Annotated in this window: 25 protein-coding genes and 5 tRNA genes; 21 read left to right on the forward strand and 9 right to left on the reverse strand. The window is 61.3% G+C overall.

The window, feature by feature from the left end; translation table 11 throughout:
* Positions 1 to 30 precede the first annotated feature (30 nt).
* On the reverse strand, positions 31 to 1110 hold the full coding sequence (locus HMPREF2678_RS00095) for an acyl-CoA thioesterase (RefSeq protein ID WP_080561488.1): 1080 nt from the start codon (positions 1108 to 1110) through the stop codon (positions 31 to 33).
* Between the two features lie 65 nt (positions 1111 to 1175).
* Between HMPREF2678_RS00095 and HMPREF2678_RS09915 the strand changes: the two genes are divergently transcribed.
* The 3 genes from HMPREF2678_RS09915 to purM all read left to right on the forward strand — a co-directional run bounded on the left by HMPREF2678_RS09915 (position 1176) and on the right by purM (position 4234).
* Positions 1176 to 1556, forward strand: a complete 381-nt coding sequence (locus HMPREF2678_RS09915) for a sterol carrier family protein (RefSeq protein WP_080716644.1) — start codon at positions 1176 to 1178, stop codon at positions 1554 to 1556.
* 99 nt (positions 1557 to 1655) lie between these two features.
* Complete coding sequence (purF, locus tag HMPREF2678_RS00105; protein WP_141746988.1) at positions 1656 to 3143, forward strand: amidophosphoribosyltransferase; 1488 nt, start codon at positions 1656 to 1658, stop codon at positions 3141 to 3143.
* Complete coding sequence (gene purM / locus HMPREF2678_RS00110; RefSeq protein WP_034980905.1) at positions 3140 to 4234, forward strand: phosphoribosylformylglycinamidine cyclo-ligase; 1095 nt, start codon at positions 3140 to 3142, stop codon at positions 4232 to 4234. Before purF ends, purM begins: the two co-directional genes overlap by 4 nt.
* 136 nt (positions 4235 to 4370) lie before the next feature.
* Here purM and HMPREF2678_RS00115 read toward each other — a convergent pair whose 3' ends face one another.
* Both HMPREF2678_RS00115 and HMPREF2678_RS00120 read right to left on the reverse strand, forming a co-directional pair.
* Positions 4371 to 4628 (reverse strand): DUF3073 domain-containing protein, encoded by a 258-nt coding sequence (locus HMPREF2678_RS00115; protein WP_034980907.1) that lies wholly within the window; start codon positions 4626 to 4628, stop codon positions 4371 to 4373.
* Between the two features lie 223 nt (positions 4629 to 4851).
* The gene (locus HMPREF2678_RS00120) at positions 4852 to 6126 is read right to left on the reverse strand and encodes a CAF17-like 4Fe-4S cluster assembly/insertion protein YgfZ (RefSeq protein WP_070550470.1); all 1275 of its coding nucleotides are present in this window, start codon (positions 6124 to 6126) and stop codon (positions 4852 to 4854) included.
* A 42-nt stretch (positions 6127 to 6168) separates the two neighbouring features.
* Here HMPREF2678_RS00120 and HMPREF2678_RS00125 point away from each other — a divergent pair, with 42 nt between their 5' ends.
* Positions 6169 to 7080 (forward strand): aminodeoxychorismate lyase, encoded by a 912-nt coding sequence (locus HMPREF2678_RS00125; protein ID WP_034975932.1) that lies wholly within the window; start codon positions 6169 to 6171, stop codon positions 7078 to 7080.
* A 28-nt stretch (positions 7081 to 7108) separates the two neighbouring features.
* Here the strand turns inward: HMPREF2678_RS00125 and HMPREF2678_RS00130 are convergent, their stop codons facing one another.
* Together HMPREF2678_RS00130 and HMPREF2678_RS00135 are read right to left on the reverse strand one after the other, a co-directional pair.
* Positions 7109 to 7750, reverse strand: coding sequence for a heme-binding beta-barrel domain-containing protein (locus HMPREF2678_RS00130; RefSeq protein ID WP_011273076.1), 642 nt, complete (start codon positions 7748 to 7750; stop codon positions 7109 to 7111).
* 10 nt (positions 7751 to 7760) lie between these two features.
* Positions 7761 to 8579 (reverse strand): LmeA family phospholipid-binding protein, encoded by an 819-nt coding sequence (locus tag HMPREF2678_RS00135; RefSeq protein WP_034975951.1) that lies wholly within the window; start codon positions 8577 to 8579, stop codon positions 7761 to 7763.
* Positions 8580 to 8744: 165 nt separating this feature from the next.
* Here HMPREF2678_RS00135 and HMPREF2678_RS00140 point away from each other — a divergent pair, with 165 nt between their 5' ends.
* The 6 genes from HMPREF2678_RS00140 to HMPREF2678_RS00165 all read left to right on the forward strand — a co-directional run bounded on the left by HMPREF2678_RS00140 (position 8745) and on the right by HMPREF2678_RS00165 (position 15147).
* Entirely contained in the window at positions 8745 to 9833 is a 1089-nt protein-coding gene (locus HMPREF2678_RS00140; protein WP_070550471.1) for a GNAT family N-acetyltransferase, read from the forward strand.
* A gap of 385 nt (positions 9834 to 10218) precedes the next feature.
* Entirely contained in the window at positions 10219 to 11325 is a 1107-nt protein-coding gene (pstS, locus tag HMPREF2678_RS00145) for a phosphate ABC transporter substrate-binding protein PstS (RefSeq protein ID WP_371325825.1), read from the forward strand.
* A 183-nt stretch (positions 11326 to 11508) separates the two neighbouring features.
* The gene (gene pstC / locus HMPREF2678_RS00150; protein ID WP_070550472.1) at positions 11509 to 12570 is read left to right on the forward strand and encodes a phosphate ABC transporter permease subunit PstC; all 1062 of its coding nucleotides are present in this window, start codon (positions 11509 to 11511) and stop codon (positions 12568 to 12570) included.
* Between the two features lie 14 nt (positions 12571 to 12584).
* Positions 12585 to 13505 carry a phosphate ABC transporter permease PstA gene (pstA, locus tag HMPREF2678_RS00155; protein ID WP_034966354.1) on the forward strand — a complete coding sequence of 307 codons (921 nt, stop codon included), beginning with the start codon at positions 12585 to 12587 and terminating at the stop codon, positions 13503 to 13505.
* Positions 13506 to 13629: 124 nt separating this feature from the next.
* Entirely contained in the window at positions 13630 to 14406 is a 777-nt protein-coding gene (gene pstB / locus HMPREF2678_RS00160) for a phosphate ABC transporter ATP-binding protein PstB (protein WP_034966347.1), read from the forward strand.
* A 189-nt stretch (positions 14407 to 14595) separates the two neighbouring features.
* The gene (locus tag HMPREF2678_RS00165) at positions 14596 to 15147 is read left to right on the forward strand and encodes a gluconokinase (protein ID WP_070550473.1); all 552 of its coding nucleotides are present in this window, start codon (positions 14596 to 14598) and stop codon (positions 15145 to 15147) included.
* Here HMPREF2678_RS00165 and phoU read toward each other — a convergent pair.
* Positions 15144 to 15884: a phosphate signaling complex protein PhoU gene (phoU, locus tag HMPREF2678_RS00170; protein ID WP_070550474.1), complete on the reverse strand. Its 741-nt coding sequence runs from the start codon at positions 15882 to 15884 to the stop codon at positions 15144 to 15146. The genes HMPREF2678_RS00165 and phoU overlap by 4 nt on opposite strands.
* A 95-nt stretch (positions 15885 to 15979) precedes the next feature.
* Positions 15980 to 17113 carry a tRNA dihydrouridine synthase DusB gene (gene dusB / locus HMPREF2678_RS00175; protein ID WP_043015042.1) on the reverse strand — a complete coding sequence of 378 codons (1134 nt, stop codon included), beginning with the start codon at positions 17111 to 17113 and terminating at the stop codon, positions 15980 to 15982.
* Between the two features lie 283 nt (positions 17114 to 17396).
* Between dusB and HMPREF2678_RS00180 the strand changes: the two genes are divergently transcribed.
* The 7 genes from HMPREF2678_RS00180 (at position 17397) to HMPREF2678_RS00210 (ending at position 20315) form a co-directional block, all read left to right on the forward strand.
* A complete protein-coding gene (locus tag HMPREF2678_RS00180; protein ID WP_070550475.1) occupies positions 17397 to 18902 on the forward strand; it encodes an acetyl-CoA hydrolase/transferase family protein in 1506 nt (501 codons plus the stop codon).
* A gap of 88 nt (positions 18903 to 18990) precedes the next feature.
* A tRNA-Lys gene (locus tag HMPREF2678_RS00185) sits at positions 18991 to 19063 on the forward strand.
* A gap of 245 nt (positions 19064 to 19308) precedes the next feature.
* A tRNA-Glu gene (locus tag HMPREF2678_RS00190) sits at positions 19309 to 19381 on the forward strand.
* Position 19382: 1 nt separating this feature from the next.
* Positions 19383 to 19459: transfer RNA gene (locus HMPREF2678_RS00195), tRNA-Asp, on the forward strand.
* Positions 19460 to 19699: 240 nt separating this feature from the next.
* Positions 19700 to 19773, forward strand: a tRNA-Asp gene (locus HMPREF2678_RS00200).
* A gap of 36 nt (positions 19774 to 19809) precedes the next feature.
* Positions 19810 to 19882 (forward strand) — tRNA-Phe (locus tag HMPREF2678_RS00205).
* 148 nt (positions 19883 to 20030) lie between these two features.
* Positions 20031 to 20315, forward strand: coding sequence for a GNAT family N-acetyltransferase (locus tag HMPREF2678_RS00210; RefSeq protein ID WP_034966341.1), 285 nt, complete (start codon positions 20031 to 20033; stop codon positions 20313 to 20315).
* A gap of 20 nt (positions 20316 to 20335) precedes the next feature.
* Here HMPREF2678_RS00210 and epsC read toward each other — a convergent pair whose 3' ends face one another.
* Positions 20336 to 20920 (reverse strand): serine O-acetyltransferase EpsC, encoded by a 585-nt coding sequence (gene epsC, locus HMPREF2678_RS00215; RefSeq protein WP_070550476.1) that lies wholly within the window; start codon positions 20918 to 20920, stop codon positions 20336 to 20338.
* A gap of 150 nt (positions 20921 to 21070) precedes the next feature.
* Positions 21071 to 22006 carry a cysteine synthase A gene (gene cysK, locus HMPREF2678_RS00220; RefSeq protein ID WP_034966337.1) on the reverse strand — a complete coding sequence of 312 codons (936 nt, stop codon included), beginning with the start codon at positions 22004 to 22006 and terminating at the stop codon, positions 21071 to 21073.
* A 158-nt stretch (positions 22007 to 22164) separates the two neighbouring features.
* Between cysK and HMPREF2678_RS00225 the strand changes: the two genes are divergently transcribed.
* The 4 genes from HMPREF2678_RS00225 (at position 22165) to murA (ending at position 25927) form a co-directional block, all read left to right on the forward strand.
* Positions 22165 to 22992: an enoyl-CoA hydratase-related protein gene (locus HMPREF2678_RS00225; RefSeq protein WP_034977594.1), complete on the forward strand. Its 828-nt coding sequence runs from the start codon at positions 22165 to 22167 to the stop codon at positions 22990 to 22992.
* 68 nt (positions 22993 to 23060) lie between these two features.
* Positions 23061 to 23564 (forward strand): DUF2505 family protein, encoded by a 504-nt coding sequence (locus HMPREF2678_RS00230; protein WP_034966334.1) that lies wholly within the window; start codon positions 23061 to 23063, stop codon positions 23562 to 23564.
* Positions 23565 to 23719: 155 nt separating this feature from the next.
* The gene (gene ramA / locus HMPREF2678_RS00235; protein WP_034966332.1) at positions 23720 to 24577 is read left to right on the forward strand and encodes an acetate metabolism transcriptional regulator RamA; all 858 of its coding nucleotides are present in this window, start codon (positions 23720 to 23722) and stop codon (positions 24575 to 24577) included.
* A 93-nt stretch (positions 24578 to 24670) separates the two neighbouring features.
* Complete coding sequence (gene murA / locus HMPREF2678_RS00240) at positions 24671 to 25927, forward strand: UDP-N-acetylglucosamine 1-carboxyvinyltransferase (protein WP_070550477.1); 1257 nt, start codon at positions 24671 to 24673, stop codon at positions 25925 to 25927.
* The last annotated feature ends 135 nt before the right edge of the window (positions 25928 to 26062 follow it).

Raw genomic sequence — 26062 nt, forward strand, 5'->3', positions numbered from 1 at the left:
ACTTGTGCTGTGGCGTTTTGCCGCCGCGCTTTACTCTACGAAGCGGAAGTCGCGGTTGCTGGGGCTCACCAGCGGTCGCGGCAGGAATTCCTTACGCAGGTTGCGCAGCGTTGCTGCGTGCTCCTCCAGGCGCTTGTCCTCGTTGGTTACCGGCGTGTACTGGCGGGCCTGCAGAGGGTTTCCGTCCAGGTCGATCGCGATATACGTCATAGAGGCGTGGATGGCGACCGGCAGGTTGCCCTTGCCCTCGCGCGGATCGCCTGCACGCAGGTGCACCATCACCGTCATGGAGCGTTCGTCGGTTCGCACCAGGCGCGCGTCCACTTCCACGAGGTCGCCGATGTGCACGGGACGGTAGAAGCGAATGCCGCCGGCGTAGACCGCGGTGGTGCGCTCGCCCGTCCACTGCATGGTGCAGGCCGTGGCGGCTTCGTCGATCCACTCCATTGCCGTGCCACCGTGGACGTTGCCGCCCCAGTTCACGTCGGTCGGCTTGGCCAGGAAGCGGTTCACCAGCTCCGGCGCAGTCGACTTGTCGGTGTAGGTCTGGCGCAGCATTTCCTCTTCGATGGCCTTGCGCAGCTGAATGCGGGACAGCGCAGCGTCTTCCACACGCTTTTCTTCGTCGGTGGTGGGAACGTAGGTGGGGATCTGCTTGGACTTGCCGTTTTCGTCCAGCGCCACGAAGATCACCAGGCAGTCGCAGGCGCGGGTGAATACGCCTTCGCGCGGGTCCGCGGACAGCACCTCGTTGACGATGTGCATGGAGCTACGACCGGTGTAGGCGATACGGCTGCGCACCTCCACCATGTGGCCCGAGGGGATCGGACGGGTGAAGTGAATGTGCCCCACGTAAGCGGTCACGCAGTAGGACTGTGCCCAGCCCACGGCGCACGCATAGGCTGCCTTATCGATCCACTCCAGCACGCGACCACCGTGCACGCCCATGGCGCCGGCCATCAGCACGTCTGTCGGGGCGGCTAGGAAGCGCAGCGTCACCTTTGGGCTGCGCTCTTGTGGTGCCTCTGCCGTGTTGTCCGTGCTGTTCGTGCTATCCGTCACGTCGCTACCTTCCTCTTGTTCCTTTGGTTCCTCGCGCTGCGCGGCCATGTCCAACGACCAATACTAACGTGCGCCTTAGCTTGGTGTTTTATCGAACACTACAATTCTTTTGTATGAAGCACCTACACGGCCCGGAATTGTCCGCCGAGGCTCGACATGGCGTCGAAAAAGTAGCCCCGTGGGTACGCTCTCCCGACGATCAGCCCCGACCGCCCCGCGCCGATGTGGCGGCGGCTGTGCGCCTGTCTCTGAAGGTGCTGGAGGAGCTTGTGCCCGGCCATTCCGTCGAAGTGCGCGTCCCTCCTTTCGGTGCGATTCAATGCATCGCCGGGCTGGAGCATCGCCGCGGTACCCCTCCCAATGTTGTGCAGTGCTCGCCGTTGACGTGGCTGCGCCTGGTTGTTGGGGAAGAGGATCTTTTTGGTTCGGACGCCGACACCTCCGGAACTCGGGCATCCAGCATCGCGGAGCACCTTCCGCTGTTTCGAATCTGAAGATGAAACCCCATCCCTTTGGGTTAGCGCCCATGGGCTAGTAATGTCGGGATAGTGGCAAACATTCACGGCCAAGAATTTCAATCAGAGGCAGAAGCGTTGCTGAGTCCATTCGACGACCGGGGCGAAACTGAGCCCCGGGAAGAATGCGGCGTATTCGGAGTATGGGCGCCGGGGGAGGACGTTTCTAAGCTGACCTACTACGGCCTCTATGCCTTGCAGCATCGTGGCCAGGAGGCCGCAGGTATCGCAGTGGGCGATGGCGACCAGATCGTTGTGTTCAAGGATCTGGGGCTTGTCAGCCAGGTCTTCGACGAACAGTCGCTGGAGGCCCTGAAGGGGCACATCGGCTTGGGGCATAACCGCTACACCACCGCCGGTGGAAATAGCTGGGAAAATGCGCAGCCTATGTTCCGCATGGCCCCCGACGGCACGGACGTCGCGCTGGGGCACAACGGCAACCTGGTGAATCACCGGGAGCTGACCCAGGAGGCCGCCCGTCTGGGACTGGTGGATCCAAAGGAAAACCCCTCCGATTCCCTGGTGATGTGTGCCCTGCTGGCTGCCGACACGCGCGAAGGTCACGGGGTGGAGGAAGCAGCGATGGAGCTGTTCCCCAAGGTCAAGGGTGCATTCTGTGTACTGTTCACCGACGGCGACACGCTGTATGCGGCGCGCGACCCGCAGGGCGTGCGGCCGCTGTCCATCGGCCAGCTGGCAGGTGGCGGCTGGGTTGTGGCTTCTGAAACCGCGGCGCTGGACATCGTGGGTGCGCGTTTCGTCCGCGATGTGGAGCCGGGCGAGCTGGTGATCGTCGACGGCGATGGCGTGCGCTCCCGCCGCTTCGACGAGACCGCCCACAAGGGCTGCGTGTTTGAGTACGTTTACCTGGCGCGCCCCGATTCCGTGATCCGCGGCCGCTCGGTCAATGGCGCGCGTCTGCAGATCGGCCGGAAGCTGGCGGAGGAAGCCCCGGCGGACGGCGACCTGGTCATCCCCGTTCCGGAATCCGGCACCCCGGCGGCGGTGGGATACGCCCAGGCTTCGCGCATCCCCTTCGGCCAGGGGCTGATGAAGAACGCCTATGTGGGGCGCACCTTTATCCAGCCTTCGCAGACGATCCGTCAGCTGGGCATTCGCTTGAAGCTCAACCCGCTGCGCGAGGTTATCGAGGGCAAGCGCCTGGTCGTTGTCGACGATTCGATCGTGCGTGGCAACACCCAGCGCGCTCTCATCAAGATGCTGCGTGAAGCGGGGGCGAAGGAAGTTCACGTCCGCATTGCATCGCCGCCGGTGAAGTGGCCGTGCTTCTACGGCATCGACTTTGCCTCGCCCACCGAGCTCATTGCGAATAACGTTGACGCCGCAGACCCGGTGGAAGGGATCCGCAAGGAAATCGATGCGGATTCCCTAGCCTTCGTCTCGACCGAGGCGATGATAGAGGCGTCACAACAAAGCAGCGACGAGCTGTGCGCGGCGTGCTTCGATGGCGTGTTCCCCCTAGGCATGCCGAGCGACAACCCGAATTCAGCGCTGGTCGAAACAATGCTGAAGCAACAGGCTAAGAAAGCGAGTACTAAGCCATGAGTGAGCAACCAGAGAACACCCCTGCACAGGCGGCAGGTGCGTCCTACGCCGCCGCAGGTGTGGATATTGAGGCCGGCGATCGTGCGGTAGAGCTCTTTGCTCCGCTGGCGAAGAAGGCCACCCGCCCTGAGGTCCGCGGCGGCCTTGGCGGATTTGCCGGACTGTTCGCCCTGGGGAATTACGAAAAGCCTTTGCTGGCTGCATCCTCCGACGGCGTGGGCACCAAGCTGGCCGTCGCCCAGGCGATGGACAAGCACGACACGATCGGCCGCGACTTGGTGGCTATGTGCGTGGACGACCTGGTTGTGTGCGGTGCCGAGCCACTGTTCCTGCAGGATTACATCGCCATCGGCAAGGTAGTCCCCGAGCACGTCGCCAGTATCGTTTCGGGCATCGCGGCGGGCTGCGAGGAAGCCGGCTGCGCCCTGCTGGGTGGCGAGACCGCCGAGCACCCGGGCGTGATGGAGCCTAATGAGTACGACGTCTCCGCCACCTCCGTCGGCGTGGTCGAAGAGGCCAACCTGCTGGGACCGGACCGTGTGCGTCCGGGCGACGTGGTGATCGCCATGGCCTCGTCCGGCCTGCACTCCAACGGCTACTCTCTGGCGCGCCACGTGCTTCTGGATACCAAGAAGCTGCCGCTGGACGGTCACATCGACTCCCTCGGTCGCACCCTGGGGGAGGAGCTGCTGGAGCCCACCCGCATCTACGCCCTCGACTGCCTGAAGTTGGCCAGCGAGTGCGATGTGCATACCTTCGCCCACATCACGGGCGGCGGCCTGGCAGCTAACCTGGCCCGTGTGATTCCTGAGGGCCTGGTCGCGGAATTGGAGCGTTCCTCCTGGACCCCGGGTCCGATCTTCCGACTGATCCAGGAGGAAGGCCAGGTTTCGCAGGAGGAGATGGAAAAGACCTTCAACATGGGTGTGGGCATGGTCGCCGTCGTCGCCGAAGACGATGCCGAACGTGCCATGGCTATGCTGACCGCCCGCCACATCGACGCATGGCGACTTGGCGAAGTACGCCCGGCAGAAGAAGGCAAGTCCGGCGCGGTACTTTCCGGCGAGTACCGCACCCCGGTGCAGGGCTAAAAGCTAACTACGCGGGTTGCCCTGGTGCGGGCCGGGGTTGGGGCAACTCGCCCATGAAAAGCTCCCATGTGAAAAAGCTCCCGCCCCTCCACCTTCTAGGTGTGGAGGGGCGGGAGCTTTGCGGAGGATAGGCTAGTTATTTCCGAGAGTCGTCGGAGTAGCCATCCTCGTAATCGTTGGCATACTCATCGTCGTAGTCGTCGTACGCTTCAGCGTATTCGCTGTAGTCATCCTCGTAGTCGTCGTAGCTATCGCCGCCGCGGGAACCGGAACCCCGGTTTTGCGACTGGCCCGAGAGTTCCCTCTGCAGGCTCTCCAGATCCATCTCCGGAGCGTTGTACTTCAACTGACGAGCAACCTTGGCTTGCTTTGCCTTGGCACGGCCGCGACCCATGGCCTGACCCCCTTGCGGTGTCCTCGAGTGGCGCGGGAGTTCGGCCACCCTTTTCGTTTACATGTTAAGTTTCTTCCTGCCCTACACCATAGCGGTTTGCGATCAGTTTTTCCCAAAAGATCACTACTCTATTGCGCGCCCGCGGGTGCTGGCGGCAACATAAACACCCTGTGACCTGCGCCATTGTCGTGTGAGCTAGGGGGTTAACCAGCCAATTGGGATCCTAGTTTCGTCCGCGCAGCCGGTTGATCGCCGCGCGCCCCGGTCGGATCGAGTCGTCGCCCGCTGCCGCCGCCAGGTCACTGGGGTCGATCGATGCGTCGATCCCATCGGCTAGAAGCGGGGGAACTTTGCTATTTTTGGACGCCACCTTCTCCACCACATTCCGCTTCACCAAAGCAAGGGCGACGGGGCCGTAGTCGCAGTCGTGCACGCTGGATCCGACCCGGCCGATCGCGCGGCCACCCGCAGTGAGGTCCGCGCCAACTTTCGGTAGCCGGTTGGCGGATCCGTCGAGGTGCAACAGCACCAGAACGCGCGGGGATTTTCCCAGGTTGTGGACTCGGGAGACCGTCTCCTGGCCCCGGTAACAGCCTTTGTTGAGGTGCACGGCTGCCTCGGTGGGACCCGCAGCTACGTCGTCCAGCTGGGTGGCGCCGCTGATTCCCTTGCCGATGAAAGCAGGTACCTCGTGGGGGATGGCGCGCTCGTCGGTATCCACGCCCAGGATCGGCAGGCGCGCCTGGATTCGGAAGGCGTCGTAGGCCATACGTCCCGCGGGGGTCGCAACATCTGTGAGCAGATCCCAGGTATCGACGAAGCTATCCCTAGATACCCACAGATCAAGCGTCTGCATCTCCCCGATAGTCCCGAAACGCCACAATTGCAGGTCCAGATCGTCTGGAATGTCGATTTTCAAATGATCTGGTAGCGCGGCGGGAGACGTGGCGTCATTAAGAGACAGCGAGGAATCCGCGACGAGGCCCGTGCCGATGACGGTGAGTCGTGCCCACGGCAGGCGTTCGACGGTGACCTGCGACCAGAAGACCATCTTGCGGAGGTAGTCCTCGAGCGCGTCGGCGTGGGTGGCTGGGGTGTCGAGGATCAGAGCGTCGTCGGTGGCGAGGATGCCAAAGAAATGCTCGATGTGCCCCTTGACGTCGAGGATCAGGCCGAAGGTGGCCTGGCCGGGGGCGATGGCGTTGACCTTTTGAGAGATCAGGTTGTTCAGCCAATCGCGGCGCTCCGGGCCGGAAATGCGGATGGCCACGCGATCCCAAAAGTCCACGAGGCCTGGCTTGTCATCGTTGATACGGGACTGTTCGGTGAGGGGATTGCCGTAGTGCCAGGCGGTGGCGCCGATCTGGGGTTCGGCTTGGTTCCCTTCTTGGGCACCCTGCACCTCCGAACCTTCGGTGGACTCGCTGCCAGTCAGCGCGCTGGCATTGGGAACGTGGTCAAGGATCGGGCTATGAGTCAGGTCAAACACGCCACCCATCGTAGGGCGGAGTGCGCGCGGCCTGCCAGTAACATCACATTTATGGGTAACTGGAACGCAGAGTTCGTGGTCGTCGATGTGTTGGGAACCAACGAAGGGGCAGAGCCGCAGGTCCGGGACGTGAGCGTTCCGATGATCTACGCGGACGACCTGGCGGCGGTGCGTGGCGACGGCGTATTCGAGACGTTTATGCTGCGTGGCGGAAATGTCCGCAACCGCGAGCGTCACGCCACACGCTTTCTGAATAGCTCCGCCATGCTGGATCTGCCGGAGCCGGATCTGGAGCGTTGGTATCGTGCCACTGACATTGCCGTGGCCGACTTCGAGGAGAAGAACGGTCCGGGTCAGGAGGCCGCACTGCGCTGGGTCTACTCGCGCGGGCGGGAATCCACGGGTCAGCCGACGGGTTGGGTCACGGTGGCACCGGTCAGCGAGCACGTGCTGCACGACCGGGCGCACGGAGTGCGGGTGATGACTGCCGAGCGGGGCTTCCGCATCGACTTGTCAGAGCGCTCTCCATGGGCGCTGATTGGCGCGAAGACGTTGTCTTATGCTGCGAATATGGCGGCCCTGCGCAGCGCTAAGAAGCGCGGGGTGGACGACGTGATCTTCCTATCCGACGAGGGGCTCGTGTTGGAAGGTCCGACCTCGACGGTTGTTGTTGCGGAGGTGGATCCGGCGACGGGGGAGAAGAAGCTCGTCACCCCGCCGACCCACGTGGGCATTCTGAAGGGAACTTCGCAGGCCGCATTATTTAAGCTGGCGGAGCAGCGTGGGTGGACCACGGAGGAGCGCGTCTTAAGAGTCGAGGACCTGCAGGCAGCAGCCGGCGTGTGGCTGGTCTCCTCTGTGCGCGTGCAGGCGCGGGTGACGGAGCTGGACGGGGTGGAGATGCCCCGCCCAGAGCTCGCCGACGACGTAGAGGAAATGGCCTGGGAGGCCGTGACCGGGTAGCCAGCTTGTTGGCCACCCGTCTAACTGTTTAACCGACCACGCGGGACAGCTGCGCGGACTGCCATGGCACCATCTCGCCGTCAATGAGGCGCTCGTCGACCCAGCCGAGGTCGTTGTTCGGCATCAGGCCGTAAAGGCGCTTGCCCGGACCCAGGTTCGTCGGGCCGGTGGCCGTCGCCATGGTGGAGGCGCTTTCCAGCTGCCACGCGCGTTCGTTCAGCGGGCTGCCGTAAAGGATCTCCACCATCCCATCGGAGTGTGTGAGGATCATTTCGATCTCATCGTCATCGTTGATGCGCAGGAAGCCAGACTCGCGGCGGTCGGGGATCTCGGTCGGCTTTCCGTCGTCGTCCATGCGCCACGTGCGGGAGTCGTAGCTGATGCGGTTCTCGCCATCGTGGGCGAAGACAACCTGCTGGCCGAAGGTGAATTCCTCTTCGCCGGGAGGTGCAGCCTGTCCCTGTCCGCGCCACACACCGATCAGCGGCAGCAGCGCCAGCAACCCGTCGTGCAGATTAGGCCCCTTGCGCAGGTTGGCTGTGTCGTCGGGGATGGGCATATCGCCGAATTCCGGCAGGTTCTTGTCGCTGGTGGACTTGGACTGTTCGGCGGCCAGGTTCACTGCGTCGTTGGCATTGACCTTGAACTTCTTGTTTTCTTCTTCAGCCATGCCCCTAAGCCTATAGCCTGGGCTGTTCCTCTTCACTCAAGGGGCGGGAACGCGGGGCCAGATCCGACAGGCTGATCTTGGTGTACACCTGTTCCGTTTCGACGAACAGCGAGCCGCCGGAAACATAGACGCGCTCGGGGTCGCCCGGCATCGGCAATTGCTTGCCGGGGATGCTTAGGCTGAAGGCCTCATTGATCCGCCGGACAATGTCCTTGTCCATGCTGCCCTCATCCGTCACGTCTTTGGCTTTGATGTCTAGGCCGTCGGGGGCAGAAAGGATCTTGATTGGGGTGATCTTCATGGTGCCCGCAACAATCCGCAGCTTCACTTCGACCTTTGCGGGTTTGGCGAAGCCCTCCGGCTTGCCTTCGAACACGGCCTCGGTTTCCCATCCGCCGCGAGGCGAGATGTCGTCCAGGTTCTGGATCTGCAGCGCTTCGATGTTCATGCGGTCGCCGAGCAGCACTCCGTCTAACTGGAGGCGGGTAAACACCTTGCGCGCCGGGGCATTTTCGATCTTTCCGTTGAATACGTCGTCGGCGGAGACCGTGATGTATTGCGCGGAGGTGTGCACGCTCATTAGTCCAAACCCCGGTACATCAACGTCGCTGGCGGTGACCGTGACGGCCTGTATCTCGTGGCTGAGCGCAGCGCGCGTGTAGGGGAATCCCGCAACCTGCACCTTCGGCGGGTTCGCTAGGTTCGAGTCGGCGTACAACGCTTCGGAGATCTTGTGTTCCGCGCGGGCGGCGATCACGTTGTCGGTGATGAGCGCCACGATCAGGAGGACGACGAAGACGACCGCGCCACGGATTGCGATCTTCTTCACCTTGCCGGCCACCTTTCTGGAGTCTGATTCTGTTCCCTTCAGGTTACTAGGTGCCCTTGTTCTTTCTTTTGGACGCCACACTCCAGCCACCCCAATCCCAGCCATGGGTAAAGAAACCTGTTAAAACGCTCTCATAGATTCCGAAAGTGGGGGACAATCGGGGACATGGCTATTACTTACGACACATATGAAGACCTGTGGGAGCACTCCGAGGTGCTGGAGGGGGTCCACGAGGTGTTGCAAGAGGTCGCTGAGGCCGATGGCGTGGCTGCGATTAGCGAAGCCTTTGTGCGGGGGATCGACGAGGACTTTGGTCACAAGCATGTAGTAGCGGTCAGCGATGAGCGCACTGCGGAAGGCACACGGGGCGAACAGCGCGACCGGGTGGTCGGCGTGCTGGCCATGGATCCAGATCGTGTTATTGAGCTGGCGGTGTCTCCGGAAGGGCGCCACCGCGGAGTAGGGGTCGGGTTGTTTGAGGCCCTGCGGGATCAGCTGGGAGTCAGCGGTGCAATTGATGTGTGGGCCCATGGTGATTCCGCCGGCGCGCAGCGTTTCGTTGAATCTTTGAATGCCCGCCGTACCCGTGAGCTCCTGAAGATGTCGCTGGATTGCCTGCCTGCGACGAAATCGGCCAGGAACATTGAGGCTAAGAGCGCCGAGGCTGCGGATCTCTGCGCGGAGCAGGGGATTGAGGTGCTGACCTATAGCGAATCAATTGAGCGCTTCGACGCAGACTCTGTGGACGCGGAATGGGTGCGCGTAAACAATGAGGCTTTTGCGTGGCACCCAGAGCAGGGTGGCTGGGATAGCGAGCGTCTGCGTGCTGCTCGCGATACGAACTGGTTCGAGCCCGACGGTGTGCTGATGCTGTGGGTGCGTGACCAAAATTCCGCGGCGGAGCGCGTGGGCATTCCCTGTGCGTCCGAGGGGGGTGAAAGTGGCGAGGGTACCGGCTGTGATGATGTGTTCCGTCTAGCCGGATTCCACTGGACCAAGATTCCACTGGAGGAAAAAGAAAAGGACTCCGGGCAGCGCACGGGCGAGGTGTATGTCGTCTGCCTGTCCGACGATGCGCGTGGCAGGGGGCTGGGGCAAGCAATTACGCTGCTGGGCATGAAGCTGCTGCTGGATCGCGGATGTGGCTGCATTGAGCTTTACGTTGAGGGGGACAACGCGCCGGCTGTGTCTACGTACAAGCGCCTTGGTTTTGAGGTGGTCCACACCGACGTTGTTTATCGCGGTCGCCTCTGAGTCTGACCAGAGTTACCGGACACACCCAAAGGTAAGAAAAAACTTAAGATTTGCGTAACGGGGTTTAGCTTTCGTCAGGGTGTCGCGTGGTTTAGGGGCTGCACTGACGATCGCATGGTTAACGCGAGGTGAACTCGGGTATCTTTTCTTCACGCGGGGGTAGTGGCTAGGTGTGTATTTCGGTGGCTTTATCGGTGGGTAAAACGGGTGTAAACCGGTTGTTACCTGGGGGGATGAGATAGTTCACCTAGAGTTAACTTCTAGCATTCTTTAATTCCATAAGCGCCGATTAACTTTTCTGATGAAGCAAGAGTGGCTCCCACAACTGCGGGCTATTCCTGTACGACACTTTCTGTACTTCTGACAATTTTCGGAGGAGAACCTCGTGAAGTTCACCATGAAGCGCACCAGCGCCGCAGCCGCAACCCTGTTTGCTGGTTCCCTGATCCTGACCGCTTGCTCCAACGCTGACAACAACGACAACGGTGGCAGCAACGGTGCCGAGAGCACCCGTGAGATGGAGGAGGCCACCGGCGAGCTGCGCGGTGAGGGCGCTTCCTCTCAGGACAACGCAATCCAGAACATCTTCGGCCCGGCTTTCTCTAACACCGGCGCTACCCTGGCATACACCGCTTCCGGTTCCGGTGACGGCCAGAAGAAGTTCATCGCTGGCCAGGCTGACTTTGCTGGTTCCGACTCTCCGCTGAAGGACGACCAGATCGCAGACGCTAAGAAGCGCTGCGAGGGTAACGACGCATGGCACCTGCCGATGGTTATCGGCCCGGTTGCTATCGCCTACCACCTGGAGGGTGTGGACACCCTGAACCTGTCCACCAAGACCGTCGCCAAGATCTTCAAGGGCGAGATCAAGAAGTGGGACGACGAGGCCATCAAGTCCGAAAACGAGGGCGTGGATCTGCCGTCCAAGCCGATCGAGGTTGTTTACCGCTCTGATGAGTCCGGTACCTCCGACAACTTCCAGAAGTTCCTGTCCGCTTCCACCGGCGAGTGGGACTCCGAGGGCAAGCAGTTCCCGACCAAGGTCGGCACTGGTGCTCCGAAGTCTAAGGGTGTTGCTGACCAGGTTGCTCAAACCGACGGTGCAATCACCTACGTTGAGTCCGGCTTCGCTGAGGAGCTGGACAAGGTCAACGTCGCAAACATCGACTTCGGTGCTGGCCCGGTTGAGCTGAACAAGGAGAACGTCAACAAGGCTCTGAGCGCTGCTGAGTTCAAGGGCGAGGGCAACGACCTGGTCGTTGACTCCAAGAAGCTGTACTCCCTGAAGGGCGAGGGCGAGTACCCGCTGGTTCTGACCACCTACGAGATCGTCTGCTCCGCTGGCTACGACGAGAACACCGGCAAGCTGGTCAAGAACTTCCTGTACACCATCCTGGACAACCAGAACGATGACCTGGCTGACCAGGGCTACATCCCGCTGGACGGCGAGTTCAAGTCCAAGCTGGAGAAGGCTGTCGACGCTCTGAAGTAGTCCACGACTGCTTTAAATGCTGGTTTTCTTCAACTGAGAAAGCCATAGCTGCCTAACGGTCAGCGACTTAACCCCCGCTCGTTTTTCGATCGGGGGTTGCGGTCTGAATGAGGCAGCAGTAGTGACGCGAAACACGTTCGCAAAAAATTCTCGTAATACATAACGACCTTTTAAGGATTCCTCATGGCAAACGCCAATAAGGTTGAGGTCGCCAAGTCCACAGAGGCAGAGGGCGACGCTCCTCAGCCGAAGCAGGATCACCAGTTGGCAGACAACAGTCAGCGCTCCGGCGGTGGCAACGTTAAGCGCCCTGGCGATGTTGTTTTTGAAACGCTGGCAAAGACCTCCTCAATCCTGATCACCGTGATCATCGCGCTGATCGGCCTGTTCCTGATCTTGCAGGCAGTTCCCGCAATGGGCCGCCTGCGCGACGGTATTTTCAGCTTCTTCACCTACGGCGAGCGCTGGAACACCGACTACACCACCAACGACGGTGGATGGATGCAGTTCGGTATCCCGAACCTGTTCTTCACCACTGTCCTGGTTTCGCTTGTCGCCCTGGTACTGGCAATGCCGGTCGCCCTGGGAATCGCGATCTTCCTGTCCAACTACTGCCCGAAGTCTCTGGTGAAGCCCCTGGGCTTCATGGTCGACCTGCTGGCTGCAGTGCCTTCCATCGTGTTCGGTATCTGGGGTGCTTACGTCCTCGGCCCGGCACTGGGCGACTTCTTTGAGTGGCTGTCCGGTTGGGCTGGCGGATTCTTCCTCTTCAACCACCAGCAGGGAAGCTCCCCACCATTCTCCACCTCTCGAAATATCTTCACCGGTGGCATCGTTCTGGCAATCATGATTCTGCCTGTCATTGCCGCAACCACCCGTGAGGTCTTCGTTCAGACCCCGAAGGGGCACGTCGAAGCTGCTCTGGCACTGGGTGCAACCCGCTGGGAAGTTGTTCGTATGACCGTGCTGCCGTTCGGCCTGTCCGGCTACATCTCCGGCGCGATGCTGGGTCTGGGGCGCGCACTGGGCGAGACCATGGCTCTGTACATGGTCATCGCTAGCTCCGCTGGCTTCCGTGGCTCCCTGATGGACGGTGGTACGACCTTCGCGACCGCCATCGCGGCCGCTGCGCCGGAATTCAACGACGAGCTGAAGGCGGGTGCCTACATTTCCGCCGGCCTCGTGCTGTTCCTGTTGACCTTCCTGGTTAACGCTGCCGCCCGCGCCGTTGTGTCGAAGAAGTAGGAGACGTAAAAACAATGACTGATGCAGTAGCTGTAGAAAACAAGAAGTCCTCTTCGTCCTCTGCCCTCTTCACCCAGATCTCCGGCAAGCGTAAGGCTGCGGATAAGGCCGCCACCGTCATCATCTACCTGGCGATGGCTTTGGCTCTAGTTCCTCTGCTGTGGGTTCTGGTCAAGGTCCTCAGCGACGGCTTGCCCGCGATCCTCAACCCCGACTGGTGGATGTACGACATGGTCGGCCAGCCCCGTAACAAGGCCGGTGGCGGTGCAGTTCACGCCATCATCGGTACCCTGATACAGGTTCTGGTTACCTCCGCGCTCTCCGTCCCGATCGGTGTGTTCACCGCCATCTACCTGGTGGAGTACTCCCGCGGAAACTTCCTCGGCCGAATCACGACCTTCATGGTCGACATTCTGACCGGTGTTCCTTCCATCGTTGCCGCCCTGTTCGTCTACGCAATGTGGATCACCACCTTCGGCTTCGAGCGATCTGGCTTCGCCGTCTCGATTGCGCTGGTGCTGCTGATGGTTCCGATCATCGTGCGTAACGCGGAAGAGATGCTGCGCGTGGTTCCGATGGATCTGCGCGAGGCCTCCTACGCACTGGGCGTGCCGAAGTGGAAGACCATCGTCAAGATCGTCCTGCCGACCGCACTGTCCGGCATCGTTACCGGCATCATGCTGGCCGTTGCCCGCGTGATGGGTGAGTCCGCACCGGTGCTGATCTTGGTTGGTTCCACCACCAAGATCAACTGGAACCCGTTCGAGGGTGGCCAGCAATCCCTGCCGCTGTACATGGTTGACCTGTACAGCGCCGGCAGTAACGAGTTCGTGCTGGAGCGCCTGTGGGGCTCCGCACTGACCCTGGTGCTGCTGGTTGCCATCCTGATGATTGGCGCCCGTCTGATCTCGAAGCGCTACTCGGTGAAGGCCTAAGGCTTAGCCCAAGCCCTTAGACCCCGCCGGGACCGAAAACCAAACAAAGCCTCTTCACTTGCACAGAACGACGACCGTCCCATACAAAAGGGCGGTCACCCTAGGACCCTAGGAGAACAACACAATGGCTAAGCGCCTAGACCTCAACGACGTCAACATTTATTACGGTGACTTCCACGCCGTACAGGACGTCAACCTACACATCCCGCCGAAGGCAGTGACCGCCTTCATCGGCCCGTCCGGCTGCGGTAAGTCCACCGTGCTGCGCACCCTGAACCGTATGCACGAGGTTATCCCCGGTGCCCACGTCAAGGGTGAGATCCTGCTCGACGGCGAAGACATTTACGGCCCGAAGATCGACCCGGTGGCTGTCCGCAACACCATCGGCATGGTGTTCCAGAAGGCTAACCCCTTCCCGACGATGTCCATCGAGGAGAACGTCGTGGCTGGCCTGAAGCTGGCCGGCGAGAAGAACAAGAAGAAGCTCCGCGAGGTTGCGGAGCGCGCACTGCGTGGCTCCAACCTGTGGGACGAAGTTAAGGATCGTCTGGACAAGCCGGGTGGCGGCCTTTCCGGTGGTCAGCAGCAGCGTCTGTGCATCGCCCGCGCTATCGCGGTCGAGCCGGAAGTCCTGCTGATGGACGAGCCCTGCTCCGCCCTGGACCCGATCTCCACCCTGGCTGTCGAGGACCTGATCCACGAGCTGAAGGAAGAGTTCACCATCGTCATCGTGACCCACAACATGCAGCAGGCAGCCCGTGTGTCCGATCAGACTGCCTTCTACTCCCTGGAAGCTACTGGCAAGCCCGGCCAGCTGGTTGAGGTTGGCCCGACCAAGCAGATTTTCGAAAACCCGACCAAGAAGGAGACCGAGGACTACATCTCCGGCCGCTTCGGCTAAAGATCCCTCGCCTCCCTCCCAGCGCGGAGGGAAGAATTAAGAAAGTGTCTGTACGGCGGAGCTTCACAGAGCCCGCCACCCACTAGCGGGGTTCCGGTAAACACCGGAACCCCGCTTTTGGCGTCAATAGTAAAAATAAAACGGCATACTAGAGGCAGCGACGGGCATTGCAGACAGAAAGGAGCCAACATGTCTAGCTCAGAGACTCCGGCAACCCTCCACGTAGTAGTGATGGGGGTGAGTGGCAGCGGCAAAACCACCCTGGCGCGCGCCATGGCCGAGAAGACCGGCTGGAAGCTACAGGAGGCCGACGATCTGCACCCCGAAGGCGCACTGGAGATCCTGCAGGACGGCAAGCTCCCGCCAGAGTCGGGCCGCCGTAAGTGGCTGGGAATCGTGCGCGATTGGATCGCGGACGAGGCTGCAGAGGGTAACAACACCGTTACCGCATGCACTGCGCTGCGTATCGATCATCGCGAGATCCTCAACGATGTGGGCGAGAATGCGACCGTGTTCTACGTGCACCTCTACGGCACCGAGGACGTGCTCGCGGAGCGTATGAGGAACCGCGTGGGAGACGCGGATATGCCACGCGAGCTGCTGACCGCGCAGTTGGAAGACCTGCAGCGCCTCACGCCGGGGGAGAAGGGTATCCAGCTGGACGTCAGCCGTACGCCGGAACAGCTACTTGACGATGCCCTGAACGCGGCGATGTTCGCTCAGAAGGTCTACAGCAGTTAGTAGTCGAAGTTCCTGTCGTAGCGGTAGCGCATCTCGTCGAACTCTTCGCGGAAGCGGCGCTGGGCTTCTTCGTCTTCCTGCTTGCGCTGGTATTCGTCCGGGGTTAGGCCCGTTGCGATGAAGATGATGCGGCTGCCGATCGTCACAGCGTGATCGGAAAAGCGCTCCAAGTAGCGGGACAGCAGCGTGAGGTCAACGGCCTCGCGTACAGAGTGAGGCCACTCGCGCATCGTAGTCAGCTGGAAGAGGTGCCGGTGGATATCGTCGACCGCGTCGTCGTCTTCGATGAGCTCAAGTGCGGTCTGAACGTCCAAGTGACGGAGCAGCTCCTGCACCTTCATCGCCGAGTTGTCGCACTGCCGCGCCATCTCTTCGATAAACGGACGGATGGCCTCGGGTACGGCATTTTCTGGATGACGCCGCCGCGCCACCTTCGCCACATGCACCGCAAGCGCGCCCATGCGGGTGAAATCCTCGACAATGTGCTGGCCCGCGACCACCACGCGCAGGTCCCTGGCCACGGGAGCCTCTAGCGCCAGTAGCTGGAATGCGGCCTTTTCCGACGTGACGCGCAGATCTTCCAGGGTATCCACGCTGCCGAGGATCTTTTCCGCCAATGCTAGATCAGCGTTGAGCAGGGCACGGGTGGCAGAATCCAGCGCTGTGCGCGTGAAATCCGCCATCAGGGAAATATCGTGTCTGAATTCCCGGAGTTGGTCTCTATATACCCTTCGCATGAAAGGCAACTATAGTCGCCGAGGGTCTACGGCGCTCGGGCAGCAGCCCCCAGAATTTAGCCCCGTGTAACTATTGGCAGCTACGCGGATCCGGCCTAGCCTCCGCTATTCTCGATATCAGCGCCGTCCGGCACAGCCTCGTCCCAGGGATCGTCCAGCCAGCCTTCCGGGAGGGCAACTTTCGCAGGGGAGCCTTGGCGCCCGCGGGCGCCGTCTGCGTCCTCGGCCAACGCGGGGGAATCCCACACCTCCGCGAGGGCGGACTTCAGCTCCTCAAAGCTGCTTACGCGGGAAAGGCTGCGGCGGAGCTCGCCGCCGGCGGGGAATCCCCGCAGGTACCACGTCATGTGCTTGCGCAGGTCGCGGCATGCCTTCTGTTCGCCATCGTGGGCAGCCAACAACTCCGCGTGGCGCAGGATGATGCGGGCGACCTCGCCCAGTGTTGGCTGTGCGGGGATCGGAAGCCCCCGAAGCTCAGCGGAGAGCTCTGCGAACAGCCACGGACGTCCCAGGCAGCCTCGCCCAACGACCACTCCGTCGCAGCCGGTTTGTTCCATCATTGCCCGCGCGTCCGTGGCCTTGAAGATATCGCCGTTGCCCAGCACCGGGATGCCGGTGTGAGCCAGGTGCTGCTTCAGGCGCGCGATCTCGTTCCAATCTGCCTGGCCGGAGTAGCGCTGCGCTGCCGTACGGCCGTGCAGGGCGACTGCGGCGGCGCCTTCCTCGACGGCAATGCGACCCGCGTCCAGGTGTGTGTGGTGCGCATCGTCGATGCCTACGCGCATTTTCACGGTGACGGGAATATCCGTTCCCTCGGTGGCCTTTACTGCAGCGGCCACGATGTTGCCGAAGAGCTTGCGCTTGTAAGGCAGGGCAGAGCCGCCGCCACGGCGGGTTACCTTCGGCACCGGGCAACCGAAGTTCATGTCGATGTGGTCGGCCAGGTTCTCGTCGACGATCATCTTCGCCGCCTTGTAGGTGTACTCCGGGTCGGTGGTGTACAGCTGCAGGCTTCGCGGGTCTTCGTCGGGTGCGAAGGTGGTCATGTGCAGCGTCTTTGGGTTGCGCTCGACCAGCGCCCGCGCGGTGACCATTTCGCAGACGTAGAGCCCAGCGACCGAGCCCATGCGCTCGCGCTCCTGCTCGCGGCACAGGCTACGGAAGGCGACGTTTGTCACGCCCGCCATCGGCGCCAGAACAACGGGGGAGTCCAGCTTCAGGGGTCCGATCTGGAGTCCCTGGGGAGTCGATGAGGTAGGGACGGAGGATTCTGTGGTGGGGGTGGGGGTTGCGGTCGATGTAGTCACAGGCACCATTTTCACACTCTAAAGGGGCGATTACCAAAGGGCGTCAATAAGAAAGGGCGAAAGAAGAAAAGGCTAAGGGGGAGGTGACAGTAGCAACAAAGATTGTTCAACAATAGGCTAGAGGGTGAGCGCGAGCTAAGTCACATTTATGTAGGCTGAGGAAATGAAAGCGGAAAACCGCTGCATAGCTATATAGGAGGAAGCGATGTCTGAGCGCATCTCAAACGAGTTTTACAAGTCCAAGGTCATGTCCGCGGACGAGGCGGCACAGTTCATCAACCACGGCGACAAGATCGGCATGTCCGGCTTCACCGGCGCCGGATACCCTAAGGCTCTACCAACCGCCATCGCCAACAAGGCCAACGAGCTGCACAGCCGTGGCGAGGACTTTCAGATCGACCTCTTCACCGGAGCTTCCACCGCACCCGACTGCGACGGCGTGCTGGCGGAGGCAGACGCTGTGCGCTACCGCACCCCCTACGCTTCCGACCCGGTGATGCGCAAAAAGATCAACGCTGGTGAGATCAAGTACCAGGACATCCACCTTTCCCATCTGGGGCAGCAGGTAGAGGAGGGCTTCTTCGGCAACCTCGACGTAGCCGTAGTGGAAGCCGTGCGCATCGACGAGGCGGGCAATATCATCCCGTCGTCGGCGGTGGGCAACAACGTGGAGTACCTGAACTCCGCCCGCAAGGTCATCATCGAGGTCAACGAGTGGCAGTCCCTTGACCTGGAGGGTATGCACGACATCTACAAGATCCAGGATCTGCCCAACCGCACCCCGATCCCGATCAACCATGCCGGCGACCGCATCGGCACCCCATACATTCCGGTCGACCAGAACAAGGTCGTGGCCGTCGTTAAGACCAACGCTGCGGACCGCAACGCCCCCTTTAAGCCGACCGACGAGATCTCCGAGAAGATTGCCGGCCACTTCCTGGATCTGCTGGAAGGCGAGGTGCAGGCGGGTCGCCTGACCTACGACGGCTACGTCATGCAGTCCGGCGTGGGTAACGTGCCGAACGCCGTGATGGCAGGCCTGCTGGATTCTAAGTTCGAGAACATCCAGGCCTACACCGAGGTTATCCAGGACGGCATGCTGGACCTGATCGATAGTGGCAAGATGACCGTCGCCTCCGCTACCTCCTTCGCCCTGTCGCCGGAATACGCAGAGAAGATGAACGCAGAGGCAAAGCACTACCGCGAACACATCGTGCTGCGCCCGCAGCAGATCTCCAACCATCCGGAGGTCATTCGCCGCACCGGCTTGATCGCCTCCAACGGCATGATCGGCTGCGATATCTACGGCAACGTGAACTCCACCAACGTCGCTGGCTCGCGCATCATGAACGGCATCGGTGGCTCTGGCGACTTCACCCGCAATGCCTTCCTATCCACCTTCATTTCCCCGTCCACGGCGAAGGATGGCGATATTTCGGCGATCGTGCCTTTCGCTACCCACATCGACCACACCGAGCACGACACGATGGTTGTGATCACCGAGTACGGCTACGCTGACCTGCGCGGCCTTGCCCCGCGTGATCGCGTTCCGAAGCTTATCGCCGTCGCGCACCCGGACTACCGCCCGTTGCTGGAGGAATACTACGAACGCGCCTGCTCCGAGGGGCACTTCCTGCACACCCCGCACGACCTGAAGACCGCCTTCGATTTCCACATCAACCTGGCGGAGAAGGGCTCCATGAAGGGCTAGTGCTCGGCTGAATAGGTAGTGACTGATTGCCGTCCATGCGGGGGCAATTTTCTGCTTCGCTTCGGCGTTAGATAGAATGCTTCCCGTTGGGCCTTTAGCTCAGTTGGTAGAGCTACGGACTTTTAATCCGCAGGTCGTGGGTTCGAGCCCCACAGGGCCCACTTTTTGATTTCCCCCGGTTGTCGAAACCGGGGGTTTGTCTTTTTTTGAGGGGACGGGACCGCGAATGGGCCGGTCGGGCACATGGGGTTCTACCGCTCGAAGTGTCGGGATCTGTGGCCGGGGGTTGCCGAGTGGCTGGAGTCGAAGCTCGAGGTCTTGCGTCGCGGGACAGGCAATTTGGTTGTTGTGCGGGGAGCAGGTTAGACTAAGCGAGCTGTTTGAGACGCGGAAGCGTTACAAACATGCTCCCATCGTCTAGAGGCCTAGGACCCCGCCCTTTCACGGCGGTAACACGGGTTCGAATCCCGTTGGGAGTACGGCCCTGTGGCGCAGTTGGTTAGCGCGCCGCCCTGTCACGGCGGAGGTCGCGGGTTCAAGTCCCGTCAGGGTCGCCATAGCTAGAGCTTTTCCAGTGCTTTTCGCGCCGGGAGGCTCTTTTCTTTTTACCTTTTTATGGACGCCCACTTTTCCGCCCAGTTAGGTCTCAAAAACGCGGCGCAGGGGTGCTGTGGAAATAGCGTTTGAACAGCTGATTTGCTTAAGAAGTTCGCCACTGTGTAGAGTCTATTCTCGTGCAACGGACGGCTTAGACAAGTTGTTGTCTGGTCGTTTTATTTAGTTGCGCAGGCATTATTGGCCCTGTGGCGCAGTTGGTTAGCGCGCCGCCCTGTCACGGCGGAGGTCGCGGGTTCAAGTCCCGTCAGGGTCGCTTCGATGTTCGAATCGGAAGCGATCGGGCAACGAAGGCCAGATAGCTCAGTTGGTAGAGCGTTCGCCTGAAAAGTGAAAGGTCGCCGGTTCGATCCCGGCTCTGGCCACATCCCAACCCCGGTAGCGATAAAGCTACCGGGGTTTTGCCGTTGGGGGAGTGGCATGTGCGGCTACGTAGACTGGGGGTTAGATCCTGCATAGAGGCAGGGCAAAGACATAGAAGAGCAAGAGTCAGTGAAGGAGCCCCCAAGCACCATGTCAGGCGCCAAGAGCATTGTCCACGATCAAGCCCAGAGCCGCTTTGTCATCTATGTGGATGACCAGGAGGCCGGCTTTGCCGAGTACGTCCAGGATGGCAGCGTGCGCGATTTCAACCACACGGTCGTCTCTGGTGAGTTTCGTGGCCAAGGCCTATCCAAGCCCCTGATCTGCGAGGCCTTGATGGCTACCAAGGAAGCGGGGCTAAAGGTAAAGGCCAGCTGCTCCGCAGTCGAGGCCTTCGTGGAGAAGAACCCGGACTTCAAGGAGCTGCTGGCCTAGTTGGTCGCGCGTTCGCGCGCCTATATGTTGTTCTGGATGTCGTCGACCCACTTCACCGCATCCACCAGTGGGGTGTTCTGGTTGGGCTTACGGGGGCGAATCTTCGCCGGGATGCCCGTCAGGATGGAGTTCGGAGGCGCAGACTTGGTGACCACCGCGTTGGCGCCGATCGCGGAGCCCTCGCCGATGGTGATGGGGCCCAGCACCTTCGCGCCGGCGCCGATCATCACGCCGTTGCCGATGGTGGGATGGCGCTTGCGCTGTACTAGTTCGGAGCCGCCCAGGGTTACGCCGTGGTACAGCATTACATCGTCGCCGATCTCCGCGGTTTCACCGATAACCACACCCATGCCGTGGTCGATAAAGAACCTCCGGCCGATGGTGGCTCCAGGGTGAATCTCGATGCCCGTCAGCCCGCGGGTGATCTGGCTAATGACGCGCGCAATGCCTCTATGGCCACGCGTCCACAGCGCATGGGATACCCGGTGCGCCCAGATGGCATGCAGGCCTGAATATACGATGGCGTTTTCCACGTCCCCGCGTGCCGCTGGGTCGTGTTCGCGGGCATTGGCGAGGTCTTCGCGGATGCGTCCAAGAATGCTCAAAGGTGTGGTCTTTCGATTGAGGGGGAGGTTCGGCTAAAAATCTTTTGCAGCCACTATAACGAGAAGGCGCTGCCGCCTATTCCACTGCAAGGTGGAAAGGTGGTAGCGCCTATTTCTGGCTACTGGAGGTAGCTGGAGGCCAGCGGCATTCTAGTCGCGCAGGTCGTCGAACAGCAGGGTGGAGACGTAGCGCTCGCCGAAGTCGGGGACGATAACCACGATGGTCTTGCCCTCGTTCTCGTCCTTCTTGGCCTCTTCCAGGGCTGCCCAGACGGCAGCACCGGAGGAAATGCCGGCGAGGATGCCCTCGGCCTTAGCTAGCTCGCGGGCGGTCTTGGTTGCGTTCTCCAGCGGAGCGTCGATGACGCGATCCAGGATGTCCTTGTTCAGGTTCTCTGGGAAGAAGTTGGTGCCCAGACCCTGGATCTTGTGCGGACCGAAGCGTCCCTCGGTCAGCAGCGGGGAGTCCGCCGGCTCCACACCGACAACCTCGATCTTGTCGTTCTTTTCCTTCAGGTACTTCGCTGCACCGGAGATGGTGCCGCCGGTGCCGACACCTGCGACGAAGATGTCTACCTCACCATCGGTGTCTTCCCAGATCTCCGGGCCGGTGGTGTTGTAGTGGATCTCTGGGTTGGCCGGGTTGGCGAACTGGCGGGCCAGGATGGCGTTCTCCGTGGTCTCGACGATTTCGTTGGCCTTGTCGACCGCGCCCTGCATGCCGCCTGGGCCGGGGGTCAGGACTAGCTCTGCGCCCAGAGCGCGCAGCATGATGCGGCGCTCGTTGGACATGGTCTCCGGCATGGTCAGGACGACCTTGTAGCCCTTGGCGGCGCCGACCATTGCCAGCGCGATACCGGTGTTGCCGGAGGTGGCCTCGACGATGGTGCCGCCCGGCTTCAGGGTGCCGTCCTTTTCGGCTGCCTCGATGATGGCCTTGCCGATGCGGTCCTTCACGGAGTTAGCCGGGTTGAAAGCTTCCAGCTTCAGCAGGACGTTGGCCTTCAGTCCTTCGCCGAATGCGCCCAGCTTGACCAGGGGGGTACCGCCGATGAGGTCGGTGATGTTGTTGTAAATCTTCGCCATGGGGGCGATCCTTTCATTCTAGACTGATCGGTCTATACTGGGTAGTCTACACGACACCTTTCTTGCGCACCACTGCTGTCCTGGTGACTTTTATTGACGCCCCTACCGTCCCCGGGCTTTGGCGGATTCTCAGCCACGGCAGCGGGGGATTTGGTTCAATGGCAACCATGACTTCCAACACCCAGACTTCCTTTGATCCCGCGAACCCCGACAAGCCCTACGAGACCATTCAGGTGGCCGTGGAGGGCGCGGTCGCAACTATCACACTCGACCGTCCGAAGGCCCTGAATGCGTTGAACAGCCAGGTTCTCGCTGAGATTGTTCCGGCTGCAGAGGCACTGGATGCAGACCCGGCCATCGGCGCCATCGTCATCACCGGCAGCGAGAAGGCTTTCGCAGCGGGTGCCGATATCAAGGAGATGAAGGATGAGGTCTACCCGGAGGTAGCAGAAAAGCGCCTGTTCGCCGACTGGGAGAAGCTGGCGCAGTTGAAGACCCCGTTGATCACCGCGGTCTCCGGCTTCGCCCTGGGCGGTGGCTGCGAGGTGGCGATGCTGGGCGACATCCTGCTGGCCAGCGAGTCGGCAAAGTTTGGCCAGCCGGAAATTACCCTCGGTATCATCCCGGGAATGGGTGGCACCCAGCGTCTGACCCGCGCAGTGGGCAAGTACAAGGCGATGGACCTGATCCTGACCGGCCGCATGATGGACGCGGAGGAAGCCGAACGCAGCGGCTTGGTCTCCCGCGTGCTCCCGGCGGAAGGCTTCGCCGAGGAAGTGCAGAAGATCGCCGCCAAGGTGGCAAGCATGTCCCAGGTTGCGCTCGCCGCGGCGACGGAGATGGTGGACGAGGCCTACAGGTCCACGCTGGAAGACGGCGTGGAGGCCGAGCGACAGCAGTTCTGGCGCCTCTTCGACACCGCTGATCAAAAGGAAGGCATGGCCGCCTTCGCAGAGAAGCGCAAGCCGGAGTGGCAGCACCGCTAGGTGCTCCATGCTCGAGATAGACGCTCTACGCCCGCAGTCGAAGAGCTAAACCTGGCACAATTGCGGATATGTCGCATTCCAAGCATGTCAACCGCACGATCGACCTCTCTGTCCAACAGGTCTACGAGGTCGTGTCCAGCGAAACCTTCCTGCTGACCGATGAGGGAATGGTGGAGAAGACCGACGCACGAATCATCGAGGCAGAGCGGAAAGAGCTTCCCGATGGTCGGGTGTGGGCGCGGGTTGGAGTGAGGGCGTCACAAAAAGAGCTAGAAGAGCTTTCCGACAACGGCGAGAAACCTGTCTCCTTCCAAGAGACCTACGTTTCGAGGCCCGACGCGTCGGGCGCGTTTGAGGTCACGGCGACGATGGAGCTGCCGATGGGGATGGGCACCATGCAGACACAATTTGTTTATGCGCCGGTGGCAGGACAGACGGCGTGTGAAGCGACCCTGACCGCGGATGTCGGAGTCCCACTGATCGCAGGCAAGCTGGAAAAGCACTTGCTGAAGACCTCCGACACAATCGTGGACAACAGTCTGGCGCGAATTACCAGGCTGAGCCACCGTTAGCCCCGATTGGGTTTGAGCATTGCGTTCGCTTGTAGCGAATAAAAGCACGGGGGCAGTTTTGGGGGTAGCTAGGGGGTGAACTATACTCCCTAGTCACACGGCGCCTGTATCCCGTAGGCGGTGGGCGCCAGAGGTCAAGTTTGAGGAGTGAACAGGTGGACCAGCAGCGGCAACGCGATGACGAAGACGTCATCATCTCTGCGCTGAATTCCCTAAAAAACGCGACCGGAATCCCGGTGACCATGTACGCCGCAGGGGCGGCTGATGGCAGGCTGCGGATCTCCAAGTGGGTAGGGCTTCGCACTCCGGCGTTGCACAACCTGGAGATCGCCCCGGGTGCTGGCGTTGGTGGCCGCGTGATGACCACCCGTCGTCCAGTGGGTGTGTCTGATTACACTCGGGCAAAGTCCATCAGCCACGACTTCGACCGTCACATCCGCGACGAGGGGCTGCACTCCGTAGTTGCGGTGCCGGTGATCGTGAAGCGCGAGGTGCGAGGCGTGCTTTACGCAGGCGTGCACTCCCGCGCCCGCATGGGGGACAAGGTGTTGGAAGAAGTCACTATGACTGCCCGCTGCCTGGAGCAGGACTTCGCTGTGAACGAGGCTATGCGTGAGACGGAGGCCGGGGGTGGCGCTGCCACGGGGGCGTCGTCCACCAAACAGGTTCGTTCGATGTCCGGTGCGGAGTGGGAGCAGGTCCGGGCCACCCACAGCAAGCTCCGCATGCTGGCCAACCGCGTAGAGGATGAAGAGCTGCGCCGCGACCTCGAGGTGCTATGCGACCAGATGGTTTCGCCCGTGCGCGTAAAACAGACCACCAAGCTGTCCGCGCGCGAGCTCGACGTGTTGGCCTGCGTGGCGCTGGGCCACACGAACGTGGAGGCTGCAGCCGAGATGGGTATCGGCGCGGAGACTGTGAAGAGCTACCTACGCTCCGTCATGCGTAAGCTCGGCGCGCACACCCGCTACGAGGCTGTGAACGCCGCTCGCCGTATTGGCGCGCTGCCCTGATTCAGCCTCCGCGAGGCGCTGCCTAGTGGTCCCTCGGCTCCGTCTGCCCATCGCTCCGCAAAGCGCGGGGCGATTTTTTGTAGGCTGGGTGGCGTGAAAGACAGCTTCGTAGTGACAGGTGGAACCAAACTGCAGGGCGCCATCAAGGTTTCTGGCGCGAAAAACAGTGTGCTTAAGCTGATGTCAGCCGCACTGTTGGCACCGGGGACGACGACCCTGACTAACTGCCCCGAGATCGCCGACGTACCTTATATGGCAGAGGTACTACGTGGCCTGGGGTGCGAGGTCGAGCTCGATGGCTCTGTCGTACGCATTACCACGCCGGAGGAAATCGAGTACAACGCGGACTTTGAAGCGGTTCGGCAATTCCGCGCTTCTGTTGCCGTATTGGGGCCGTTGACTTCGCGTTGTCTGAAGGCGCGGGTTGCTCTTCCTGGTGGTGACGCCATCGGCTCCCGCCCCCTTGATATGCACCAGTCCGGCCTGGAGCTGCTGGGTGCAACCACCAAAATTGAACACGGTTGCCTAGTCGCCGAGGCAGAAGAGCTGCATGGTGCGAACATCAAGTTGGACTTCCCCTCGGTCGGGGCGACCGAGAACATCCTGACCGCCGCCGTGCTGGCCGAGGGCACGACGGTGCTGGATAACGCTGCGCGCGAACCCGAGATCGTGGATCTGTGCAACATGCTGACCGAGATGGGCGCGAAGATCAGCGGAGCCGGATCGAACACCATCACCGTCGAGGGCGTAGAGCGCCTGCACCCGGTGGACCACGAGGTTGTGGGCGACCGCATTGTGGCAGGCACCTGGGCATATGCAGCGTCGATGACGATGGGGGACATCACTGTAGGCGGAATTGATCCGCAGCATCTGCACCTGGTGTTGGAGAAGCTAAAGCTGGCGGGGGCGCACGTGGAGACCTATCCGACCGGATTTAGAGTCCAGCAGCCGGAGCGCCCCAAGGCTGTGGACTACCAGACACTGCCTTTCCCGGGATTCCCGACCGACTTGCAGCCGATGGCTATCGCCCTGTGCACGGTCAGTGAGGGAATGAGCGTGATTACGGAGAACATCTTCGAATCTCGCTTCCGATTTGTGGACGAGATGATGCGCCTGGGCGCAGATGCCAGCATCGATGGCCACCACGTGGTGATCCGCGGGACGGATCAGCTTTCTTCCGCACCCGTTTGGAGTTCGGACATTCGAGCCGGCGCCGGACTGGTGCTGGCCGGGTTGGTGGCAGATGGCGAGACTGAGATCCACGATGTGTACCACATCGACCGTGGCTACCCGGACTTCCCGGAGCAGCTGCGCTCGCTGGGTGCGAAGATCCAACGGGTGCAGCACTAGAGCAAGGCGTTAGAGCACAGGCGCTAGAACTAGACGCTGGTGCAAATCTCTAGTGCACAACAGTGCGCAAACCAGTGTGCGTAAAATGGCGCTTACGCTGCGGGTTTGTGTTTGTTGTGGGGTGTGTGTACATTA

The organism is Corynebacterium sp. HMSC058E07 (assembly GCF_001809885.1).
GTDB classification, from domain to species: Bacteria; Actinomycetota; Actinomycetes; order Mycobacteriales; family Mycobacteriaceae; genus Corynebacterium; species Corynebacterium macclintockiae.